The organism is Fuscibacter oryzae (assembly GCF_016765795.1).
GTDB classification, from domain to species: domain Bacteria; phylum Pseudomonadota; class Alphaproteobacteria; order Rhodobacterales; family Rhodobacteraceae; genus Fuscibacter; species Fuscibacter oryzae.
Genome location: NZ_JAESVP010000006.1, coordinates 1 through 18,770 on the forward strand (window position 1 = coordinate 1; position 18,770 = coordinate 18,770).

Sequence of the window (18,770 nt, forward strand, 5' to 3'; positions counted from 1 at the left end):
TCAAACGGGTTCATCGACATCTTCACGTTCGCAAGATCAACCCCGCTCCCGTCCGCCTTCACGCGAACCTTAACGTTGTAGTCAATCACTCGCTTCACAGGCACCAAGACCTTCATGCGCGCAGCCCCCAAGAGATAACGATGTAGGGAAGTTGATATCCCCAGCCCGGCGCGCTGATTAGGAAGAAATGGGTTGCATTGAAAAGTATTGGTTTGGCATTGCGGGGGCATTCTGCCACCCAGCGCAGGCTTTTGCATGGTGCAATCCATGTTCAACACTCTTGCGTTTTGTTAAACATGGACCGCCACTCGGCCACCGCCCATGCCGCCCATCACGACCTGTTGCGCGCGCTGATCGATGATCGCGCCGCCGATCTGCGCGGCACGCCCACGCGGGTGGACCGTGCCGGGCGGGTCTATTGGTATGACAGCTACCGCGTCGGGTCAGAGGTGCGCAAAACCTGTATCGGCGAAGACAGCCCCCGACCTGCGCGCCCGCATTGCCCGCCATGCCGAGTTGCGCACGCAATCCGAGGCGCGGGCCAGCGACCGCGCCCGCCTTGTGCGCATCCTGCGGGCCGAACGGTTCATGGGCCTTGATGCCACCACCGGCAGCCTTCTGGCGGCCATGGCAGCAGCGGGGGTGTTCCGCCTTGGCGGCACCATCGTGGGCACCCATGCCTTTCGGCTCTATGAGGCCGAGCTGGGCCGGCGGCATGATCGGCGTGGCGCGACCGGCATAGAAGGCCTGCGCCCCTTGGCCGCCCTTGGGGTGACGGCGCAGGCGCTGCGCCACCTGAACTATCTGATCGCAGACCCGATCCCGGCGGCGGTGCTGTATCGGTCGGGCGTTCTAGTGCAGATCCCGCGCCCCGAACGCTTTGCCATCCACAAGCTGATCGTGGCAGAGCGCCGCAGCGGCCGCGACCGGATCAAGGCCCTCAAAGACCTTGCGCAAGCCGCCCTGCTGATCGAGGCGCTGGCCCAGGACCGCCCCGACGACCTGCGCGACGCGCATCAGGATGCCCTGTCCCGCGGCCCGAAATGGCGCGACCCGATCGCGGCAAGTGTGGAAAAGCTGCCCGAGCTTGCGGCATTTCTGCCCTAGCCCGCGCCCCTATCTGAACCGCAGATTTGCCCGCCCCAGATCGGCCACCGACCGCGTGCCCATCAGGCGCATGTCGCGCAGGATTTCGGCCTGCAACTGGGTCAGCGCGCGTTCGATCCCGGCCTGACCCGCGGCGGCCAGAGCATAGAGGTAGAACCGCCCCAGCCCGACCGCCTTGGCCCCCAGCGACAGCGCCTTGAGCACATGGGTGCCGCGCTGGATACCGCCGTCGATCATCACATCCAGCCGGTCGCCCACCGCTTGCACCACCTCGTCCAGCGCATCGAAACCGCTGCGCGAGCCGTCCAGTTGCCGCCCGCCATGGTTGGACAGAACGATGCCGGTGCAGCCAATCTCCGCCGCGCGGCGGGCATCTTCGGGGCTTATCACCCCTTTCAGGCAAAACTCGTCACCCCAATCCGCCACCATCTGCGCCACGTCGTCCCAAGTCATCGACGGGTCGAGCATTTCGGTGAAATAGCGCCCGATGGTCAGGCTGTCGCCCTTCATGTCGATATGGGCGTCCAGTTGCGGCAGGCTGAACTTTTCATGGGTGACATAGTTGATGCCCCACATCGGTTTCAGCGCGAATTGCGCCATGCCGCCCAGCGTAAGACGAAAGGGAATGGAAAAGCCGGTGCGCAAGTCACGCTCGCGGTTGCCGCCGGTGATGCTGTCAACGGTCAGCATCATCACCTTGATGCCCGCCTCTTTGGCCGATTGCATCATGGCGCGGTTCAGCCCGCGATCCTTGTGGAAATAGAATTGATAGCATTGCGGCGTGCTGTGGCGGGCGGCCAGTTCAGCCATCGACACCGTGCCAAGCGACGACACGCCGAACATCGTGCCGAATTTCGCTGCCGCTGCCGCCGTGGCGCGTTCGCCCTGATGGTGAAACAGGCGTTGCAGCGCGGTGGGCGACAGATAGACCGGCAGCGCCAGCTTTTGCCCCATCACCGTGACCGACATATCGACATCGGTCACCCCGCGCAGGACGTTGGGCACCAGATCCACGGTTTCAAACGAGGTGGTGTTGCGCCGCAAAGTCACCTCATCATCCGCGCCACCGTCGATATAGTTGAAGATGGGCGAAGGCAGGCGGCGCTGTGCAAGACGGCGGAAATCGTGGAAATTGTGGCAATCTTTCAGGCGCATGGCAGGCTCCCTACAGCAAATCATGCCAGCGCACAGCCAGCGCCGACAGGCCGGGCCCAGTATCCGGCAGGCTTACCGCCGTCGTAACCGGCGCAGCACCGGCCCCGATGGCCAGCAGCGCCGCCCCGGCAGAGGTGCCGGTGGCAGAGCCCGCCACCTCTACCCCATCTGGCCGCAGATGGGCCAGCATCGCCAGATAATCCGGGTTGCGGGCAAAGGGGCCTTCGACAATCACTGGCCCAAGCGCGCCGATCAGGTCAAGGCAGGCGTTGGTCATCAGGGCCAGATAGTGCGACAGGGCAACCAGCCGCGCCCCTTCGGTCGGGGGAGTGGCGGTCCAGCGGGCGGCGCGGCCCTGAAACGGGCCAGAGCCGGGTTCGACGGCGGGCAAAAGCAGGATCTGGCCGTTGATCACCGCCGCGCGGTCCGCCTCGGTAGGGGTGGCGGTGCTGCCTGCGCGGATCAGGTCGAACTCTCGCCCGCCCATGAACCGGGCCGAGGGTACGGGCGCGCCAAGGGCATTCACGTTCACCAGCACATCGCGCGCAGGGTCAAGCGCCGGGGGCTGTGCGCCCATGGCCATTGCGACCACCCATGTTCCGGTGGACACCACCGAAAAGGGCGCCGCGCGGCCCAGAACGTAAGGATAAAGCGAGGCGTTGCTGTCATGGATGCCCACCGTCACCGGCGTTTCGGGGGGCAGGCCGGTTGCCGCCGCCACCTCTGGCCGCAAGCGGCCCAACACCTCTGCCGGGCGGCGGGGCGGGGCCACCTTGCCCGTCAGGCCCAGCCTGTCCACCAGCGACGAAAACCGCGCCTCTTGCGGTTCCCACAGATCGGTATGGCAGCCCAGCGAACACACGTCACACGCCATCTGCCCGGTCAGCCGCCAGCCCCAATACCCCGGATAGGTCAGCACATGGGCCACGCGGTCGGCAAGGCCGGGTTGGGTTTGCAGCAGCCAGTAAAGCTGCGCCCCCAAGTTCAGCCCCATGGGCAGCCGGGCAGAGCCGGTTGCGGTAAACTCGGGCCGGATCGCGTCATATTCTGCGGTCAGCGTATCGGGGCCAGCGTGTTCATAATCCAGCATCGGCACCGCCAGATCGCCCGCCCCGTCCAGCAGCACCGCCGAGGCGCCATGGGTGGTGACCGAAATCGCATCCACCCCATGCAGGGCATGAAACCGGGCCAGATGCTGCAAAAAGAACTGCCAGTGCCCCTCCAGATCGAAATGGGGATAGGGGGGGCCTTGCAGGACTGCGTTGGGGCGGGTGACCACCGCCACTTCGCGCAAGCCATCGGCCGCGACCAGCGCCAGCTTGGCGTTGGTCTTGCCAATGTCGATGACAGCGATGTGCCTCATGGCAGATGGAACATCGGCACCAGCGGCACCGCAAGCGGAGAGCCGTCGGCGTTGGTGGCCATCACATCGGCCATATGCGCCCACCAGCGCCGCATCACCGGATGGGCGGGCAGATCATCCATGCCGTGATCGTCGCGCCGCCACAGCACGCCGAACAGGGCGTTGGTTTCGGGATCAAGATGGATCGAGTAATCGCTGATCCCCGCCTCTTGCAGCAGATCAACCAGCTCTGGCCATATCGCGTCATGGCGACGGCGGTATTCATCCGCCATGCCGGGGTTCAGCTGCATACGAAAGGCGTATTTCTGCATCATTTCCTCATCATGGCCCAAAGGCGCGGCAAGGCGATGACACCAATCAGCAGCCCGCCGACGATGATCGACATGACGATGCCGGGCACGTTCAACAGGCCAAGGCCAAAGGTCACCAGCCCCATCACCAATGCCGCAATCACAACGCCCGGAATAGACCCCGATCCGCCCAGAATGCTGACCCCGCCCAGAACCACCATTGTCACTGCCTCCAGCTCAAAGCCCGTGGCGATAGAGGGGCGGGTGGAGCCAAGGCGTGAGGTCAGGCAGACAGAGGCCACCCCGCTCATCACGCCGGTCAGCAGGAACAGGATGAACCGCACCCGGTCCACCCGCACACCCGAAAAGCGGGCGGCAGTGGCGTTGTTGCCGATGACATAGACCAGACGGCCAAAGTTGGTGCGGTGCAGCAGCACCCCGAACACCACTGCCATCACCGCAAACAGCGCCAGTTCAAAGCTGAACACCCACCAGACATAGCCCTGACCGAACCAGCCGAATTCGGGCGGATAGCCGGTAAAGGCCCCGTCGCCCAGGACGATATAGCTGATGCCGCGAAACAGGCTCATCGTGCCGATGGTGACCACGATCGACGGCAGCCCGAACCCCGCCACCAACAGGCCGTTGAACGCCCCGCAAGCCAGCCCGGTTCCGATACCCAAACCCACCAGCGCCCAGACCGGCGCCCCCGCCACCATCGCCGACCCCATCACGGTCGAGGCCAGCGCGATGATCGCGGCCACCGACAGGTCAATCTCTCCGGCGATGATCAGCATGGCCATGGCAAAGGCGATCAACGCCTTTTCGGTAAAGTTGAAACTGGCGTCCGACAGGTTCCAAGGATCCAGGAAATAGGGCGAGGCCAGTGCATTCGCGACAAAAATCGCCGCCGCGACAACCAGCAACAGCGCCTCCCAGCTTTTCAGCGTGCGGCTGAGGCGGGACTTCAGCCGGTCAGGGATATGGCGGGGGGTGGGTTGGGATGCGGCGGTCATGCCCGATGCTCCGCTTGTTTAAGGATGATGCGGCCCTTTTTGCCCTGACTGCGCGCATTGACCGCAATCGCGATCAGGATGGTCGAGCCGGAGATGGCCAGTTGCCAGAAAGGCGAGATGCCGACGACGGGCAGCGCGTTCTTGATGATACCCAGAAACAGCGCCCCCATGACAGCCCCCGCGACCGATCCGGCGCCCCCCGCAATCGCGATGCCGCCGATGACGCAAGCCGCCACCACATCCAGCTCGAACCCGCCCGCGATATCGACATAGGCCACGGCATAGCGCGCCACCCACAGATACCCCGTCAACCCGGCCAGCGCGCCAGAGATGACGAAGGCCGCGAATTGCGTCTTGCCAATGTGAATGCCGGTGTAAACCGCCGCATGGGGGTTGCCGCCCACCGCGAACAATGCCCGGCCAAGGGGCGTGCGTGCGATAAACAGCGCAAAGCAGCCCACCACCGCCAGTGCGATCCACGCCATGACAGGCAGGCCCAGAAAGGCCGCACGCGGGAAGGCCTTGAACCCCGCGCTCATCTGATGGGCGTTGATCCATTTGCCATCGGTCAGCAGAAAGATGATGCCGCGAAAGATCGTCATCGTGCCCAAGGTGACCACGATAGACGGGATATTCAGCGTCCAGACCAGCAGCCCGTTCACCGCGCCCAAGGCCGCCCCGAGCACGATCACCGCCAGCAGGATGGCGGGCAGCGGCACGCCCATGCCGTTCAGCATCGCCGCAACCATGCCGCACAGTGCCAGATTGGCCGCAACGCTCAGATCGATACACTTGGTCAGGATGACGGCCATTTGCCCCAGCGCCAGAATGATCAGCGGAGAGGTGTCGGTGAACACCGCCGCCAGATTGGACGGCGCCACAAAGGCCGGAAAGCGCAGCGCGATCAGCGCCACAAGCACCAGAATGGCAAAGGCCAGTACCGCCTCGCGGGATTTCAGCAGGGATGACAGCATGTCAGGCGGCCTCCTCGATGCCGACAGCGGCACGCACAAGGTTTTCAGGCGTCATGGTTTCGCCCACAAATTCGGCGGCGATGCGGCCTTCGCGCATGACGATCACACGGTCGGCCATGCCCAGCACTTCGGGGATTTCGCTGCTGACCATGATGACAGCCAGCCCCTGCGCCGCCAGTTCCGACATAAAATCATGCACGGCGGCCTTGGACCCGATGTCGATGCCCTTGGTCGGCTCATCCAGAATGATCACGCGCGGCCGGGTCGCCAGCCATTTGGCGATGACAACCTTTTGCTGGTTGCCGCCCGACAAGAGGCCAACATCCTGATCAAGACTGGCCGCGCGCAGGTCCAGTCGCCGGGTATATTCCCGCGTCAGCGCGAATTCCTCGGCCAGCCGCAGGAACCCGTGCCGAGAGGTGCGGCCCAGCGACGGCAGGGTGACATTCTGAAAGATCGGCAGCCCCTTGACCGCGCCTTGCCTGCCCCGGTCTTCGGGCACATAGACGATACCGGCCTCGACCGCTTCGGCGGTGGACCGGATCACCCGCACCTCGCCCTCGACCTTGCAGGCCCCTTTGGAGGGGCGGGTGATGCCGAACAGCGCCTGCATCACCTCGGACCGGCCCGCGCCGATCAGGCCGTAAAAGCCCAGAATCTCGCCCCGGTGCAGGGTAAAGCCGATGTCGTCAAACTCGGTCGGGTGGCAATAACCCGCGACCGTCAGCACGGGCGCCCCGATTTCGGCGGGCCGCTTGGGGTAGATCTGATCGACCGCGCGGCCAACCATCATCTGCACCAGATCGGCCTCTTGCACGCCGCCCATCGGTCCTTCGGCGACGAACTGGCCGTCACGAAAGACGGTAAAGCGGTCGGCGATACGGAAAATCTCATCGAACTTGTGGCTGATGAACAGGATCGCCTTGCCCTGCGCCTTCAGCTTTTCAACCAGATCGTAAAGCTCGTGGATTTCCTTGTGCGACAGAGCGGCGGTGGGTTCATCCATGATGACCACGCGCGCATCGATGGAAAGGGCGCGGGCGATGGCCACCAGATGCTTGGCCGCGATCCCCAGATCGCGCAGGCGGATATTGGCGTCAAGGTCCGCGCCGATACTGGCCAGCAGGTGGCGCGCCTCCTCGACCATGCGGGCGGTGTCGATCAGGCCGAAACGCCCGCGCGGGGCATGGCCGATAAAGATGTTCTCGGCCACCGTCAGCTCATCGAACAGCACGGTTTCCTGATGGATCGCCGTCACCCCGGCAGCCCCGGCGGCTTGCGCGGTGGGAAAGCGGATTTCCTGCCCATCTACGGCAATGGTGCCTTCGTCGGGCTGATAGATGCCGGTCAGAATCTTGACGATGGTCGATTTGCCAGCGCCGTTTTCGCCGATCAGCGCGGTGACCTGACCGGGGTAAAGATCAAGCTGCACAGCGTTCAGCGCCCGCACACCCGGAAAGGTTTTCGTGATGCCGCGAAGCGACAGCACCGGAGCGGTGCCAGAAGCGGATTGCGCCTGCATGGGATCGGACCTGAGTTGAGAGGAGAAAGGTGGCCCGGCCATGCACTGGCCGGGCCGCAATCATGCCCGTTCGATCAGAAGATCGACGAGAACTGATCGATGTTCGACGCGTCATAGGTGAAGGGGTCAGCCATCGCGCCTTCGTTGTTGTCGTCCAGCTTGACGTTGCCCATGCGGCCCATCGAGATTTCGGCACCCGGCTCTGCCTTGGCGTCGCCCTTGGCCAGATGATAGGCGATCATGGTGGCCGAATATCCCAGATCGATCGGGTTCCAGATCGCGAAGGATTGCGACGCGCCCGATTTCACATGGCCCGCCATTTCCGACGGCAGCCCAAGGCCGGTCACATTGACCGAACCGACCTTACCTGCATCTTCCACCGCTTGGGCGGCGGCCACGATACCCACCGAGGTCGGCGCGATGATCGCCTTCAGGTTCGGATAGGTTTGCAGCAAGCCTTGGGTTTCGCGATAGGATTTGTCGGCAAGGTCGTCGCCGTAAACGGTCGCCACGATATTGATGCCCGGATAGTTCGGCAGCACCTTCTTGGCCTCTTCGATCCAGGTGTTCTGGTTGGTCGAGGTGGTGGTGGCCGACAGGATCGCCACATCGCCGCCTTCGGGCAGGTGATCGGCGGCCAGCTTGACGATTGTGTTGCCGATCAGGGCGCTGGACGAGGGGTTCAGGTGCATCAGGCGGCCATCCTTGGCCACGCCCGAATCCCATGAGATCACCGTGATGCCGCGCTCCATCGCCTTTTTCAGCGTGGGCACCAGCGCGTCGGTGTCATTGGCCGAAACCGCGATGGCGTCGACCTTTTGCGCGATCAGGCTGTTGATCACCTCGATCTGGCCTTCGGCGGTGGTGTCGGTCGGGCCGGTGTAGATGATTTCCACATCGCCCAGCTCTTTGGCGGCTTCTTCGGCGCCCTTGTTGGCGGCCTCGAAGAACCCGATCCCCAGCGCCTTTACCACCAGCGCGATGCGCATCGGTTCGGCCTGGGCCGTTCCGGCCATCATGGCGACAGACAGCGCCGCCGTGGTCAGTGCCTTCTTCAGAATGCTCATGTTTTCCTCCCTGAGCGTGTCCCCGTCCTCGCCGGGGTTTTCGGTCCGCGTCAGTCCTCCTGCGCGCGGGTCTTGCGGTCGGCGGCCGGAACCTCGGCCACGATCAGTTGCACGTCGGCGGCCTCCAGCATGGCGGCGGCGCGGTCGTCGATGCGGTCATCGGTGATGACGGTGTGAATGCGCGCCAGCGGGCACAGCAGCAGGCTGGACCGCTGGCCGAATTTGGAACTGTCGGCCAGAACCACCAGCTCATCGGCCTGCCCGATCAGCTTCTGCTCGGCCTGCACCAGCAGCGGATCGCCCTCCATCAGGCCCAGCGGGCCGATGCCCCGGCACCCCATGAACATGCGGCGCGCATAGAAATGGCTGCTGCCATCGGCGTCAAAGGGCGACAGGATGATGTTCTGCTCTCGATAGATCGCGCCTGCGGGCAACAGCACCGTATTGCGCGAATGCTTCAGCAGATGTTCGGCGATGGGAAAGCTGTTGGTGAACACCTGCAGCCGTTTGGCGGTCAGCGGATGGACCATCTGGAACGTGGTGGTGCCGCCGTTGACGATGATGGCATCGCCGTCATCGCACAGATCCACCGCCGCCTTGGCGATGGCCCGCTTTTCCGCGGCGTGAATGCCTTCCTGCAGCGCAAAGGGCCGCGCGTTGATGCCGACAAAGCTGGGCGGCGCGATGGCCTCTGCCCCGCCGCGCACCCGGCGCAGTTTCTTTTGCATGTGAAGCTGGGCGATGTCGCGGCGGATCGTCGCCTCGGACGCGCCGGTCAGCTGGCAAAGATCGGGCACCGTCACGACGGGCCGTTCCTGCACGGCGGACAGAATGATCCTGTGGCGTTCACTTTCGTGCATCGGTTCCTCCCTGATGCGAAGACTGGGCAGAGATTCGATCATTGTCAATCATTTTCAATCGCAGAAAGTCATTCTGCACCTGTATTATGATTGCATATGATCGAAATTGATTGACATTCGGTCGCAGGCTGGCATGTTCTGCGCAAGGAGGCGCAGCACTCGCCCTGCGCAGATGGAGGACAGGATGACCCAAACCGCCGCGGCCAACCGGCTTGAAAACCTGTGGGATGACGCCAAAGCCGCGTCGATGAGTGAGCCGGAAAAGCTGCTTTACCGTTCGAACCTGCTGGGGTCGGACATGCGGGTGACCAATTATGGCGGCGGCAATACCAGCGCCAAGGTCATGGAAAAAGATCCGCTGACCGGCCAGATGGCCGAAGTTCTGTGGGTAAAGGGGTCGGGCGGTGACATCGGCTCGATGAAGATGGACGGGTTTTCCACGCTCTACATGGACAAGCTGCGCGCCCTGAAGGGCATGTATCGCGGCCTTGCCCATGAAGATGAGATGGTCGGTTACCTGCCGCATTGCACCTTCAACCTGAACCCCCGCGCCGCCAGCATCGACACGCCGCTGCACGCCTATGTGCCGCGCACCCATGTCGATCACGTCCATTCAGATTCGATCATCGCCATCGCCGCTTCGGTCAACTCCAAAGAGCTGACCGCCGAGATTTTCGGCGATGAGATCGGCTGGCTGCCGTGGAAGAAACCGGGGTATGAGCTGGGCCTGTGGCTGGAGAAATTCGCCACCGAAAACCCGCAGGCGCGCGGCTGCGTGCTGGAAAGCCACGGGCTGTTCACCTGGGCCGATGATGCCAAGGGCTGCTATCTGACCACGCTGGAGATCATCAACAAGGCCGCCGGCTGGTTGGAGGCCAAAACGGCGGGCAAGCCCGCGTTTGGCGGCGAAAAGCGCCCCACCCTGCCGGCCAACGATCGCCGTGCCATCGCGGCCCGGCTGATGCCGGTGATTCGCGGCCTGATCTCGAAAGACCGCCACAAGGTTGGCCATTTCGACGATCAACCGGCGGTGCTGGAATTCGTCGGTTCGGCCATGCTGGACACGCTGGCGCCGATGGGCACCTCTTGCCCAGACCATTTCCTGCGCACCAAGATCCGCCCGCTGGTCGTTGATTTCAACCCGGCGAACCCGGATCTGGACGCAACCATCGCCGGGCTAGCCAAGGCGGCAGAAGATTATCGCGCCGACTACGCCGCCTATTACGACCGCTGCAAACACCCCGACTCGCCCGCCCTGCGCGACCCGAATGCGGTTGTCTGGCTGGTGCCCGGCGTCGGCATGATCACCTTTGCGCTGGACAAGGCCACCGCCCGCATTTCGGGCGAGTTCTATGTGAATGCGATCAACGTGATGCGCGGTGCCTCGGCGGTTTCCACCTATCAGGGCCTGCCGGAACAAGAGGCCTTCGACATCGAATACTGGTTGCTGGAGGAGGCCAAGCTGCAGCGCATGCCCAAGCCCAAGGCGCTGGCGGGCCGGATCGCACTGGTTACCGGCGGCGCGGGCGGCATCGGGTCGGCCACGGCGGAACGGCTGTTGAAAGAGGGCGCCTGCGTCGTGCTGGCCGATATCGACGCCAAGGCTGTGACCGATGTCGCGGCCGGAATGGCCAAGGTGTTCGGCAAGGACGCGGTTCGCGCCGTGCAGATGAACGTCACGGACGAAGGCCAGGTGATCGGCGCCTATGGCGAAACCGCGGTGGAATTCGGCGGCATCGACATTCTGGTGTCGAACGCCGGCATCGCCAGCTCTGCGCCGGTCGAGGAAACCAGCCTGGCCTTGTGGAACAAGAACATGGACATCCTGTCCACCGGCTATTTCCTGGTCAGCCGCGAGGCGTTCAAGTGTTTCCGCGCCCAAGGTATCGGTGCCTCGGTGATCTTCATCGCCTCGAAAAACGGGCTGGCCGCCAGCCCCAACGCCAGCGCCTATTGCACCGCCAAGGCCGCCGAAATTCACCTTGCGCGCTGCCTTGCGCTGGAAGGGGCAGAGGCGGGCATCCGCGTGAACGTGGTCAACCCCGATGCCGTGCTGCGCGGGTCGAAAATCTGGTCGGGCGAATGGCTGGACCAACGGGCCGCCACCTATGGCAAGGATAAAGAGGGGCTGGAGGAAATGTATCGCCAGCGGTCCATGCTGAAACGCGCGGTCCTGCCCGAAGACATTGCCGAGGGGGCGTATTTCTTCGCCTCTGATCTTTCGGCGAAATCGACGGGGAATATCCTCAACGTCGATGCCGGCAATGTTCAGGCCTTTACGCGCTAAGGGGGCGGGCATGTCACAGTCTTACGATCTGGCCCGCGCCGCCTTTGCCGATTGGGGGGTGGAGACCGAAACCGCTTTGGCGGCTTTGGCAAGCATTCCGATCTCGGTTCATTGCTGGCAAGGCGATGATGTCGGCGGGTTCGAAAAGAAATCCGGCACTTCTGGCGGCGGCATTCAGGCTACTGGCAACCACCCCGGCCGTGCCCGCACCCCGGACGAATTGCGCGCCGATCTGGACTTTGCCTTTTCGCAGATACCGGGCAAGCACCGGCTAAACCTGCATGCCTTCTATCTGGACACCGACGAAGCCCCCGACCGCGACGCGATTGAATACCGCCATTTCGCACCTTGGGTCGATTGGGCCAAGGAAAGCGGACTGGGGCTGGATTTCAACCCGACCTTCTTTGCCCATGCCAAGGCCGACGACAACCTGACCCTGTCGCACCCCGATCAGGGCATCCGCGACTTCTGGATCGAACACGGTCGCCGCTGCCGTGAAATTGCCGCCCGGATGGGGGCCGAACTGGGCAGCCCCGCCGTCAACAACATCTGGGTGCCCGACGGGTCCAAGGATATTCCGGTAGACCGTATGGCGGCCCGGCGGCGGTTGGAGGGGTCGCTGGATGCGATGTTCGCCACACCCCTGCCCAAGACCCAGTTGATCGATGCTGTGGAATCCAAGCTGTTCGGCATCGGGGTCGAGGCGATGACCGTTGGCAGCCACGAATTCTATCTGGGCTATGCCATCCGCAAGGGCACGGCGCTGTGTCTGGACATGGGGCATTTCCACCCCACCGAAAGCGTGGCCGATAAACTGAGCGCGGTGGCGCTGTCGGTGGATCACCTTTTGCTGCACGTCAGCCGCCCGATGCGGTGGGACAGCGATCATGTTGTGTTGTTGAACGACGATCTTCTGGCGATGGCGCAAGAGCTGGTCTTTGCCGACCTCTTGGCCAAAACCTCCATCGGGCTGGATTTCTTTGATGCCACGATCAGCCGCACTGCCGCCTGGGTGATGGGTGTGCGCAACATGCAAAAGGCGCTGTTGCGCGCCCTGCTGCTGCCGCAAGCGCGGTTGAAGGACGCCGAGGCGCGGCTGGATTTCACGGCGCGACTGGTGGCGACAGAAGAGCTGAAAGACCTGCCCTTTGCCGCCGTCTGGAACGAGTTCTGCGCCCGCGCCGATGTGCCGGTGGGCCAGCCGTTGCTGACCACGCTGGAAGGGTATCAGACCAAGGTTTCTGCCCGCCGCTGATGGGCGGCGGGTCTGGCTGGGATCGGGCTGGCGTCAGCTTAGCACAATCCCGCCATCGACGTTCAGCGTCTGGCCGGTGACAAAGGCGCTGTCGTCGGAACAGAAAAACGCCACCGGCCCCGCCACATCCGCGGGGTCGCCGATGCGTGCCATGGCGGTTTTCGCCTTCCACGCATTGCTGATTGTGGGATCATCCAGATTGACCCGGCCCATATCGGTCAGGATGATACCGGGACAGATGCAATTGGCGGTAATGCCAAAGGGGCCAACCTCTTGCGCCAGCACGCGGGTAAAGCCCATGACGGCAGCTTTCGACGCCGAATAATGCGCCTGTTCCGGCGCGCCATGCTTGCCGCCAATGGATGAGATGTTGCAGATGCGGCCATACCCTTGCGCCTTCATCACCGGCAGCACCGCCTGCACGACAAGGAAGGTGCCCTTGGCGTTGATGTCCATCACGCTGTCCCAATAGTCTTCGGGGCAATGTTCCACATCCGACGCGCGCAGGATGCCCGCGTTGTTCACCACCGCATGAAGGGTGCCCATCTGCGCCACGGCCTCGGCCACCATGGCCTGCACCTGCGCCTTGTTCGACACATCGGCATAGAGCGCGATGACCCGTCCGCCATAGGCCCGCGCCTCGACCGCCGTGTCCTCCAGCGTGGCGCCTTGCACTGCAATGTCATTCAGCACCAGATCAAAGCCGCGCTCTGCCAACCCCAGCGCAATCGCCTTGCCGATGCCCCGGCTTGCACCCGTCACCAGCGCGACACGTTCGTTTCCGCTCATCCTGTCCTCCGTCAGATTGCCGTATATCCGCCATCGACCGTCAGCACCGTGCCGGTGATGTAGCTGGCCGCGTCCGACGCCAGAAACGCCACCGCCAGCGCGATTTCGCGCGGGTTGGCCAGCCGCCCCATCGGAATGCCCGCCAGCCATGTGTTGAACCATTCCGGCTTTGACCGGCCCAGCAGCGTCAGTTCGGTCGCGGTATAACCCGGCGCAATGGCGTTCACCCGCACGCGGCCCGCCCATTCCACCGCCAGCGATTTGGTCAGCAGGTTCACCCCCGCCTTGGCCGCGTTATAGGCGGCCTGCGGTTGCGGATGCACCGTCACCTCGCCACAGATCGAACTTATGTTCACCACGCTGCCCGTGCCCGCCGCGACCATGTGGCGGCCAAAGGCCCGCGCGGTATGAAACACGCCATGCAGGTTCACATCGATCACCCGCCGCCAATCGGCCAGCGCCACATCCAGCGACGGCGCATTCTGTACGATGCCCGCGTTGTTCACCAGAATCGCCGCCGGGCCGTGGCCGGCGGCCAGTTTGGTCGCCGCCGTCTCGCAGCCTTCGGCATCGGTCACATCCAGCGCCAGCGCATGACCTTTCAGCGCGCTGGCCGTTGCTTTTGCCGCCGCAAAGTCACGGTCGGCCACCACAACCCGCGCGCCCGCTTCGGCCAGCACCTCGGCAATCGCGCGGCCAATGCCTGCGGCCCCGCCGGTGACAACCGCCAGCCGCCCGGTCAGATCAAATTCCGCAATCATGCCAGCGCCCCTTTCAGCGCCGGGTAAAGCGCCTTGTAGCGTTGATAAATATCCTCATACAGCGCCACCTCGCGCGGGCGCGGGTCAATGCTGGTGCCGGGGCGGACCATGGCTGCTATGCCATCGTCAATCGTGGCAAACCGCCCCGCGCCATGCGCCGCCAGCACGGCAGAGCCGGTGGAAGGCGCATCCGCACTGGCGGGGATGCGCACCGGCAGGCCCGCCGTGTCGGCATGGATCTGCATCCACAGGCGTGACGCCGTGGCCCCGCCGCCCACCGTGATCTCGGTCGAATTATACCCGCCAGCCCGGAACGCATCCAGAATGGCGCGGGTGCCGAACCCGATGCCTTCCATGATGGCGCGGAAAATGTGCTGCGGCTCATGCGCCAAGGTCAGGCCCACAATCGCGCCCCGGCTGAGCGGGTCGGTATAGGGCGTGCGGTTCCCTTGAAAATGATCCTGCACGATCAACCCGTCGCAGCCCGGCTCCAGCGCCTCGGCCAGCCGGTTCATCTCGGCCAGATCCAGCGTGCCGCCCGTCAACCGCCGCAGCCAGTTGATGATTGAGCCGGTAGAGGTCTGGCCGCCTTCGACGATCCAACGGCCGGGATAGACGATATCGGGGTAAGCGCCCCAGACGCCGGGGGCGTGCAAAGGCGCCTCGGTCACGCCGAATTGCAGATGCGATGACCCGGTGATCAGCGCCAGTTGCCCCGGCTGCGCCACGCCAAGGCCGATCATGCCGATCAGCGCATCGGCCCCGCCCTGCACCACCTTGACGCTTTGCCTTAGCCCCAGCGCATGGGCGGCATGCGGCGTCAGCGTGCCCACCACCTCACCCGGCGGCACGACACGGGCGGGCCATTTCGCCTCCAGCGCCTCCAGCGCCAGCTTTTGCAGAATGCCGCGCGCCCAACCGCCGTTGCGGCTGCTGTAATGCCACCGCAAACCGGCGTTATCCAAGCTCGCGCAGCGTTCCCCGGTCAGCCGCAGCGTCAGGAAATCCTGATACTCACAGATCGTATGGGCGGCGTCGAAGGTGGCGGGCTCATTCCGTTTCAGCCACAGCGCCTTGGGGATCATCCATTCCGCCGAAACCGGCCCCTGCCCCGCGCCATTGATGGCAAGGGCGGCATCGCCGGTTGCCAGAACGGCGTCGGCCTCGGCATTGGCGCGCACGTCCATCCAAAGAAGGGCGGGCCGCAGCGCGCGGCCATGTTCATCCAGCGCGACCACGGTGCAACAGGTGGTGGCAAAGCACATCGCCTCGATCTGGCCCGCATCCACCCCCGCCTCGGCCACGGCCCCCGCGGTTGCGGCGACAAGGGCGTTCCACCAATCCTCGGGGTTCTGTTCGGCCCGCGCGCCGGGGGCGAATTTCGTCTCATAGGCCACGGCCTTTTGCCCAAGGCAGGTGCCCGACAGGTCGTAGATGCGCGCCCGCAGACTTTCGGTGCCGCCATCGGCGGTCAGATAATAGGCCATACTTCCCCTCCCTCGCCCCGGCTGTCAGCCAAGGTTGCGCCAGGCGTCCAGCGCCTTGGCCCCATACATCACCGCCGGGCCACCGCCCATTTCCACGGCCACCTCCAGCGCCTCGATCAGCGCGACCTCATCGGCCCCGTGTTTGCGCGCGCCGTCAAGGTGGTAAAGGATGCAATCCTCGCAGCCCTTGGCAACCGCGATGGCAACCGCCATCAGTTCTTTTTGCGCCGCCGAAAACTGCCCCGCCGTGGTGGCGGTTTTGCAGATCCCGGCAAAGGATTGCATCAGACCGGGCGCGGATTTGGCAAAGGCCCCCAACCGGGTTTTCGCAGCCGAAAGGCCGGATTTCGCGTCACTCATCACGGGGTCCTTTCAGGATCAGCTCGACCACCTCACGCGGGGCATCCCATTGCGGCATATGGCCGGTGGGCAGGAAATGCACCGCCACGCGCGGCGGCAGGTTCAGCGCGTCGGTCGGGCTGACAACCCGGTCGCCGGTGCCGAACAGCGCCCGGATCGGCAGGGCTTCGGGCAGGGTTTCCAGACTGCGGATCAGATCCACCCGTTGCCGCCCCTCGGGCGAGGCCAGCGCACCGGCCAGCGGTTTCAGCCGCCCCCGCGCCATCTGCGCCGCCATCTGGGCAAGCACGGTGTCGGACAAAGCCCCGCCCTTTGGCCCCAAAAGGCGCAGCAGATGCCCGACTTCGCCCGCCGTGGTAGCACCCGCCATGCCATACACGAATTCCGCGCCGATCTGCGGGCCACAACCGGCAGGGGTCAGCAGCACAAGGCCGGACACCTTGGCCCCCAGCCGCGCCGCCAGCGCCACGGCCACCGCAGCGCCCATCGAATGGCCGACCAGCACCAGCGGGCCGGGCAGGCCGGTTGCCACGGCCATCGCCGCCTCGGTCAGCGCGGCCAGATCGGGCGCAGGGGCATCATTGCCGCCATGCCCCGGCAGGTCAAACACCGCCGTGCGGTGCCCGGCCCGGCGCAGCGCCGCCGCCGTAACCGCCCAAGCCGTGCGGTCGCCCGCAAAGCCGTGGATCAGCAGATGCAGCCGCCCGCCGGTGCCCTCAACCTCCACTCCGGGGGCCGGGCTGCCCGCGCGCTCCACATCGGCGCGCTCAATCCGCCCGCGCCGCCCGGTGCCTTGCAGCGTTTCCAGCGCCACACCCTTTTGCCGCGCGATCCGGCGGGCCAGGGGGGTGGCACGCAGGCGGCCATCAGTCTTGGGCACATGCGCGGCAGGCACCACCGCAGCAACCGCAGGCGCGGTGGCGACAGCGGCGGGCGGAGCCTCAACCGCCTCCACCTGCCCCTCCACCTCGGCAATCGGGTGGCCAACGGTGATCCGTTCGCCCGGCTGGGCCAGAATGCGGATCAAACGGCCCTCATACAGCGCCGGAACCTCGGCCACGGTCTTATCGGTTTCAATCTCCAGAATGGCATCGCCCCGACCATAGGCGGCACCTTCCGCCACCAGCCATTGCACGATGACACCTTCTTCCATCGTTTCCCCCAAACGGGGCATCGACAAGATGTTGGTGCCAGAAACCGGCGGGGCCGCAGGCTCTTCGCCATCCGACCAGTCGGCGGCGTTGGTCACGGTGGCACTGGCAATCGGCGCGCCCACGGGAACCACATCGCCGGGGCCGACCAGAACAGCATCCAGAACGCCGTCGCCAAGGGCGGGAAATTCCACCACCGTCTTGTCGGTTTCCAGCTCCAGTATTGGATCGCCGCGTTTGAAGGGCTTGCCCGGCTCCACCAGCCAGCCGACGACAGTGCCTTCCTCCATCGTCTCGCCAAGCCGGGGCATGGTGAGGGTTTGCGCTGTCATGCCGCCACCCGCCCGGTCAGAAGTTTCAGCGCGGTATCGACAATCAGTTGCGGGCCGGGAACCGAGCCGGTTTCCAGAACCGTGGAAACCGAGATCGGAATATCCTCGCCCGCCACACGGATCACCGGGTCTTCGAGGAAGTCGAAACATTCCTCGGAAATCCGCGCCGACAGCTCCGCTGCGACGCCCGCCGTCATGACACCTTCCGAGACCACCATCGCGCGGCCGGTCTTTTCGACTTCGGCGCGGATCGTATCGAAGTCCAAGGGATTCAGCGTGCGCAGGTCGATCACCGTCGCCTCGATGCCTTGGGCGGCCAGCTTTTTCGCGGCCTCCATCGCGTAATGCACCTGACGGGAATAGGTGACGATCACCAGATCGCGGCCTTGACGGCGGATCGCCACCTTGCCCCAATCCGGCACGGGCGCGTCCAGATCGACGGTTTCTTTCAGCGTATACAAAGCCTTATGCTCGATGAACACGACCGGATCGGGCTTGGTCAGAGCTTGGCGCAGCAGGTGATAGGCGTCGGCCACCGTCGCGGGCATCGCCAGCCGCAGGCCGGGGGTGTGCATCACATAGGCCTCAAGGCTTTGGCTGTGCTGCGCGCCAGCGGAACGCCCGGTGCCGCCCTGGGTGCGCAGGACCATCGGCACGCCGATCTGGCCGCCGAACATATAGCGGATCTTGGCGGCCTGATTGGCCAGCTGATCCATCGTCATGCCGATGAAATCGACATACATCAGCTCGGCCACCGGGCGCAGCCCTGCGAGGGCCGCCCCCACTGCCGCCCCGACGATGGCGGGTTCGGAAATCGGCGTGTCGATCACCCGTTCGCCACCAAATTCCTTGATCAAATCCTTGGTCACGGCATAGGCGCCGCCGTAACGACCGACCTCTTCGCCGATGATCACCACATCGGGGTTTTCGGTCATCGCATCGGCCAGCGCCTTGCGCAAAGCGTCGCGGTAAGTCAGTTCCTGAAGTGCCATCC

The 18,770-nt window shown here is 64.5% G+C and carries 18 protein-coding genes and 1 pseudogene; 4 read left to right on the forward strand and 15 right to left on the reverse strand.

Going from position 1 to position 18,770, the window contains the following annotated elements:
• Window positions 1-269 (reverse strand): annotated as a pseudogene (locus JI744_RS19125) (hypothetical protein); the annotation flags it as partial.
• Window positions 270-296: 27 nt separating this feature from the next.
• On the opposite strand from JI744_RS19125, the gene JI744_RS19330 reads away from it, so the two are divergent.
• Entirely contained in the window at window positions 297-599 is a 303-nt protein-coding gene (locus JI744_RS19330) for a hypothetical protein (protein WP_328757293.1), read from the forward strand.
• Window positions 517-1,107, forward strand: coding sequence for a GSU2403 family nucleotidyltransferase fold protein (locus tag JI744_RS12645; protein ID WP_328757294.1), 591 nt, complete (start codon window positions 517-519; stop codon window positions 1,105-1,107). Before JI744_RS19330 ends, JI744_RS12645 begins: the two co-directional genes overlap by 83 nt.
• Before the next feature lie 9 nt (window positions 1,108-1,116).
• Here the strand turns inward: JI744_RS12645 and JI744_RS12650 are convergent, their stop codons facing one another.
• The 8 genes from JI744_RS12650 to JI744_RS12685 all read right to left on the reverse strand — a co-directional run bounded on the left by JI744_RS12650 (window position 1,117) and on the right by JI744_RS12685 (window position 9,354).
• A complete protein-coding gene (locus tag JI744_RS12650) occupies window positions 1,117-2,262 on the reverse strand; it encodes an alpha-hydroxy acid oxidase (RefSeq protein WP_202661501.1) in 1,146 nt (381 codons plus the stop codon).
• Window positions 2,263-2,272: 10 nt separating this feature from the next.
• Window positions 2,273-3,625, reverse strand: a complete 1,353-nt coding sequence (locus JI744_RS12655; protein WP_202661502.1) for an FGGY-family carbohydrate kinase — start codon at window positions 3,623-3,625, stop codon at window positions 2,273-2,275.
• Complete coding sequence (locus JI744_RS12660; RefSeq protein WP_202661503.1) at window positions 3,622-3,936, reverse strand: L-rhamnose mutarotase; 315 nt, start codon at window positions 3,934-3,936, stop codon at window positions 3,622-3,624. The genes JI744_RS12655 and JI744_RS12660 overlap by 4 nt, the downstream gene beginning before the upstream one ends.
• A complete protein-coding gene (locus JI744_RS12665; protein ID WP_202661504.1) occupies window positions 3,936-4,931 on the reverse strand; it encodes an ABC transporter permease in 996 nt (331 codons plus the stop codon). Before JI744_RS12665 ends, JI744_RS12660 begins: the two co-directional genes overlap by 1 nt.
• Window positions 4,928-5,905 carry an ABC transporter permease gene (locus tag JI744_RS12670; RefSeq protein WP_202661505.1) on the reverse strand — a complete coding sequence of 326 codons (978 nt, stop codon included), beginning with the start codon at window positions 5,903-5,905 and terminating at the stop codon, window positions 4,928-4,930. Before JI744_RS12670 ends, JI744_RS12665 begins: the two co-directional genes overlap by 4 nt.
• A gap of 1 nt (window position 5,906) precedes the next feature.
• Complete coding sequence (locus tag JI744_RS12675) at window positions 5,907-7,427, reverse strand: sugar ABC transporter ATP-binding protein (protein WP_202661506.1); 1,521 nt, start codon at window positions 7,425-7,427, stop codon at window positions 5,907-5,909.
• Between the two features lie 74 nt (window positions 7,428-7,501).
• Complete coding sequence (gene rhaS / locus JI744_RS12680) at window positions 7,502-8,494, reverse strand: rhamnose ABC transporter substrate-binding protein (protein WP_202661507.1); 993 nt, start codon at window positions 8,492-8,494, stop codon at window positions 7,502-7,504.
• 50 nt (window positions 8,495-8,544) lie between these two features.
• On the reverse strand, window positions 8,545-9,354 hold the full coding sequence (locus JI744_RS12685; RefSeq protein ID WP_202661508.1) for a DeoR/GlpR family DNA-binding transcription regulator: 810 nt from the start codon (window positions 9,352-9,354) through the stop codon (window positions 8,545-8,547).
• Between the two features lie 184 nt (window positions 9,355-9,538).
• Here JI744_RS12685 and JI744_RS12690 point away from each other — a divergent pair, with 184 nt between their 5' ends.
• Both JI744_RS12690 and JI744_RS12695 read left to right on the forward strand, forming a co-directional pair.
• Complete coding sequence (locus tag JI744_RS12690) at window positions 9,539-11,641, forward strand: bifunctional rhamnulose-1-phosphate aldolase/short-chain dehydrogenase (RefSeq protein ID WP_202661509.1); 2,103 nt, start codon at window positions 9,539-9,541, stop codon at window positions 11,639-11,641.
• 10 nt (window positions 11,642-11,651) lie between these two features.
• Window positions 11,652-12,896, forward strand: a complete 1,245-nt coding sequence (locus tag JI744_RS12695; protein ID WP_202661510.1) for an L-rhamnose isomerase — start codon at window positions 11,652-11,654, stop codon at window positions 12,894-12,896.
• Between the two features lie 33 nt (window positions 12,897-12,929).
• On the opposite strand, the gene JI744_RS12700 is transcribed toward JI744_RS12695, so the two are convergent.
• From JI744_RS12700 to JI744_RS12725, 6 genes are read right to left on the reverse strand one after another with little or no spacing between them, the layout of a single operon-like run.
• Window positions 12,930-13,685, reverse strand: coding sequence for an SDR family NAD(P)-dependent oxidoreductase (locus JI744_RS12700; RefSeq protein ID WP_202661511.1), 756 nt, complete (start codon window positions 13,683-13,685; stop codon window positions 12,930-12,932).
• 11 nt (window positions 13,686-13,696) lie between these two features.
• Window positions 13,697-14,446: an SDR family NAD(P)-dependent oxidoreductase gene (locus JI744_RS12705; protein WP_202661512.1), complete on the reverse strand. Its 750-nt coding sequence runs from the start codon at window positions 14,444-14,446 to the stop codon at window positions 13,697-13,699.
• Window positions 14,443-15,933, reverse strand: a complete 1,491-nt coding sequence (locus tag JI744_RS12710) for an FGGY-family carbohydrate kinase (protein ID WP_202661513.1) — start codon at window positions 15,931-15,933, stop codon at window positions 14,443-14,445. Before JI744_RS12710 ends, JI744_RS12705 begins: the two co-directional genes overlap by 4 nt.
• 24 nt (window positions 15,934-15,957) lie before the next feature.
• Window positions 15,958-16,293 (reverse strand): carboxymuconolactone decarboxylase family protein, encoded by a 336-nt coding sequence (locus tag JI744_RS12715; RefSeq protein WP_202661514.1) that lies wholly within the window; start codon window positions 16,291-16,293, stop codon window positions 15,958-15,960.
• Window positions 16,286-17,776 carry an alpha/beta fold hydrolase gene (locus JI744_RS19335; RefSeq protein ID WP_202661515.1) on the reverse strand — a complete coding sequence of 497 codons (1,491 nt, stop codon included), beginning with the start codon at window positions 17,774-17,776 and terminating at the stop codon, window positions 16,286-16,288. The genes JI744_RS12715 and JI744_RS19335 overlap by 8 nt, the downstream gene beginning before the upstream one ends.
• Window positions 17,773-18,768 (reverse strand): alpha-ketoacid dehydrogenase subunit beta, encoded by a 996-nt coding sequence (locus JI744_RS12725; RefSeq protein WP_202661516.1) that lies wholly within the window; start codon window positions 18,766-18,768, stop codon window positions 17,773-17,775. The genes JI744_RS19335 and JI744_RS12725 overlap by 4 nt, the downstream gene beginning before the upstream one ends.
• Between the last annotated feature and the right edge of the window lie 2 nt (window positions 18,769-18,770).

Excerpts from the sequence above, each read along its gene's own strand:
- JI744_RS12690 (WP_202661509.1), top strand. The coding sequence starts at position 9,539 with ATGACCCAAACCGCCGCGGCCAACCGGCTTGAAAACCTGTGGGATGAC.
- JI744_RS19330 (WP_328757293.1), top strand. The coding sequence starts at position 297 with ATGGACCGCCACTCGGCCACCGCCCATGCCGCCCATCACGACCTGTTG.
- JI744_RS12710 (WP_202661513.1), bottom strand. The coding sequence starts at position 15,933 with ATGGCCTATTATCTGACCGCCGATGGCGGCACCGAAAGTCTGCGGGCG.
- JI744_RS12695 (WP_202661510.1), top strand. The coding sequence starts at position 11,652 with ATGTCACAGTCTTACGATCTGGCCCGCGCCGCCTTTGCCGATTGGGGG.
- JI744_RS12655 (WP_202661502.1), bottom strand. The coding sequence starts at position 3,625 with ATGAGGCACATCGCTGTCATCGACATTGGCAAGACCAACGCCAAGCTG.
- JI744_RS19335 (WP_202661515.1), bottom strand. The coding sequence starts at position 17,776 with ATGACAGCGCAAACCCTCACCATGCCCCGGCTTGGCGAGACGATGGAG.
- JI744_RS12705 (WP_202661512.1), bottom strand. The coding sequence starts at position 14,446 with ATGATTGCGGAATTTGATCTGACCGGGCGGCTGGCGGTTGTCACCGGC.
- JI744_RS12725 (WP_202661516.1), bottom strand. The coding sequence starts at position 18,768 with ATGGCACTTCAGGAACTGACTTACCGCGACGCTTTGCGCAAGGCGCTG.
- JI744_RS12660 (WP_202661503.1), bottom strand. The coding sequence starts at position 3,936 with ATGCAGAAATACGCCTTTCGTATGCAGCTGAACCCCGGCATGGCGGAT.
- JI744_RS12715 (WP_202661514.1), bottom strand. The coding sequence starts at position 16,293 with ATGAGTGACGCGAAATCCGGCCTTTCGGCTGCGAAAACCCGGTTGGGG.
- JI744_RS12685 (WP_202661508.1), bottom strand. The coding sequence starts at position 9,354 with ATGCACGAAAGTGAACGCCACAGGATCATTCTGTCCGCCGTGCAGGAA.
- JI744_RS12650 (WP_202661501.1), bottom strand. The coding sequence starts at position 2,262 with ATGCGCCTGAAAGATTGCCACAATTTCCACGATTTCCGCCGTCTTGCA.
- rhaS (WP_202661507.1), bottom strand. The coding sequence starts at position 8,494 with ATGAGCATTCTGAAGAAGGCACTGACCACGGCGGCGCTGTCTGTCGCC.
- JI744_RS12675 (WP_202661506.1), bottom strand. The coding sequence starts at position 7,427 with ATGCAGGCGCAATCCGCTTCTGGCACCGCTCCGGTGCTGTCGCTTCGC.
- JI744_RS12670 (WP_202661505.1), bottom strand. The coding sequence starts at position 5,905 with ATGCTGTCATCCCTGCTGAAATCCCGCGAGGCGGTACTGGCCTTTGCC.
- JI744_RS12700 (WP_202661511.1), bottom strand. The coding sequence starts at position 13,685 with ATGAGCGGAAACGAACGTGTCGCGCTGGTGACGGGTGCAAGCCGGGGC.
- JI744_RS12665 (WP_202661504.1), bottom strand. The coding sequence starts at position 4,931 with ATGACCGCCGCATCCCAACCCACCCCCCGCCATATCCCTGACCGGCTG.